Source organism: Bacillus sp. SIMBA_074, from assembly GCF_046534555.1.
Classification (GTDB): domain Bacteria; phylum Bacillota; class Bacilli; order Bacillales; family Bacillaceae_G; genus Bacillus_A; species Bacillus_A mycoides.
This window is the reverse complement of record NZ_JAWRYM010001370.1, coordinates 1-229: the sequence shown is the minus strand read 5'-3', so window position 1 is coordinate 229 and position 229 is coordinate 1. Positions and strand designations below refer to the sequence as shown.

1 pseudogene is annotated in these 229 nt (G+C 38.4%); it reads right to left on the bottom strand.

What is annotated here, in order from left to right:
- Positions 1-229, bottom strand: a pseudogene (locus SB773_RS35180) (amino acid:proton symporter); the annotation flags it as partial.

Here is a 229-nt window from a genome sequence, read left to right as displayed (position 1 = left end):
CCAGAAGTCGCTACTGCAGTAAGCACACTTGCCCAACCATTAGGTGCCATACTTCCTGCTGACGTAAAATTGGATGCATGAAAACCAGCAAATAAAAGTGATCCAATCGTAAGTCCAGGTATAATAACCTTAAAGACTGTAATAAATGAGTTAGCTTTTGAAAACAAACTAACTGTCCAGTAATTTAATAAAAAGTAGACGATAAGTAATCCGGAGGCAATTGCCAAGC